Annotated in this window: 1 protein-coding gene; it reads left to right on the top strand. The window is 44.6% G+C overall.

The annotated features are described in order from the left end of the window. Nucleotides 1-577: 577 nt before the first annotated feature. Entirely contained in the window at nucleotides 578-1,657 is a 1,080-nt protein-coding gene (fba, locus tag CDG77_RS34710; protein WP_094333634.1) for a class II fructose-bisphosphate aldolase, read from the top strand. The last annotated feature ends 174 nt before the right edge of the window (nucleotides 1,658-1,831 follow it).

The raw sequence follows: 1,831 nt of genomic DNA, 5'->3' as shown, positions 1-1,831 counted from the left end.
TGGAGGTGTTTTCGTCGTCGTCCGGCTATCCATCCCCGCCCTGTAGAGGGACGGGGAATTCCGCCGAATCAGTTAAAGGACGATTAGCTTAACAGACTTGTACTTCGACTGCGCTCAGTACAAGTCTGTTACTACTTCCCTACGGGACGCTACGCGAACGCGGAAGCAAGCTACGCTATATTTAACGTGAGTGTCCGTTGGACACTCACGTTAATTTCTGTGAATTATGCATAGTTTCATCCCGAATGCAATAGTTAGGGAAAAACACCCTGATAGCATTTGTCATAAGTTAGTGTGTTTAAGTTGAAGCGATCGCTTCGAGATGAGCATTTTGGATACTGGGCTACCAGAGCTACTATCTGTAGGGTAACTAAATGTACAGCGACACAGAGAAAATATGGCGCATAGTGCAGGAGTATAGAACATATTTTATAGTAACGATGGCGTAAACTTTTTCAACATAGATACACGACACTAGTTATAATTTCCTATAAGTTGAAAAAACTCTTAAGATTTAGCGTAATAGTTACGCTTTTCTCAGACCGACTAGCTGACAACCACATTAGGAGGACTATCTATGGCGCTTGTACCACTGCGGCTGCTGTTGGATCACGCAGCTGAAAACGGTTACGGCATCCCAGCTTTTAACGTTAACAATTTGGAGCAGATTCAGGCAATCATGAAGGCTGCTGTCGAGACAGATAGCCCTGTAATTTTACAGGCTTCTCGTGGCGCTCGTAATTATGCAGGAGAAAACTTTCTACGACACCTGATTTTGGCAGCAGTAGAAACCTATCCTCAGATTCCCATTGTCATGCACCAAGATCATGGTAATGCGCCTTCTACTTGCTACTCAGCAATGAAGAACAACTTCACCAGCGTAATGATGGATGGTTCTTTAGAAGCTGATGCGAAAACTCCCGCTAGCTTCGAGTACAACGTTAATGTTACCCGTGAAGTTGTAAACGTAGCTCATGCTTTGGGTGTCAGCGTTGAAGGTGAACTCGGTTGTTTAGGTTCTCTAGAAACTGGTGCTGGTGAAGCTGAAGATGGTCACGGCTTTGAAGGTACACTCGACCACTCACAACTGCTAACCGACCCCGATGAAGCTGTTGACTTCGTAGAAGCAACCCAAGTAGATGCTTTGGCTGTTGCCATTGGCACAAGCCACGGTGCTTACAAGTTTACCCGCAAGCCGACTGGTGAAATTTTGGCCATCAGCCGCATTGAAGAAATTCACCGTCGTTTGCCTAACACCCACTTGGTAATGCACGGTTCATCTTCTGTACCTGAAGATTTGCTTGCACTGATTAACCAATATGGTGGTGCAATTCCTGAAACCTACGGTGTACCTGTAGAAGAAATCCAAAAAGGCATCAAGAGTGGTGTACGTAAAGTAAACATCGACACCGATAACCGTTTGGCTATTACTGCTGCTGTCCGTGAAGCTTTGGCTAAAAAACCAGAGGAATTTGACCCCCGTCACTTCCTCAAGCCTTCTATTACATATATGCAGAAGGTTTGTGCTGAACGCTATCAGCAATTTGGCACAGCTGGCAACGCCAGCAAGATTAAGCAAATTTCTTTGGAAGATTTTGCTGCTAAGTATGCTAAAGGTGAACTCAACGTTGTCACCAAAGCTGCTGCTAAAGTTTAATTTTGACAACAAGCAAATGGGAGCATAGCAGCACTATGCCCCTAAAAAACTTAGTATTTTAATGTTGTCAGAAACCGGGTATTTACCCGGTTTTTTGTTTTATTCATAAGGGAAATAGGGCATTGGGCATTAGGCATTAGTTATTCTTTCTTCCCCTGCTCCCCCTGCTCCCCC

It is taken from the genome of Nostoc sp. 'Peltigera membranacea cyanobiont' 213 (genome assembly GCF_002245975.1).
In the GTDB taxonomy this organism is placed as follows: Bacteria; Cyanobacteriota; Cyanobacteriia; order Cyanobacteriales; family Nostocaceae; genus Nostoc.
This window is presented reverse-complemented; position numbering and strand designations above follow the sequence as displayed.

Bases quoted from the DNA above. Each gene is read 5' to 3' on its own strand.
- fba (WP_094333634.1), top strand. From the start codon at position 578: ATGGCGCTTGTACCACTGCGGCTGCTGTTGGATCACGCAGCTGAAAAC.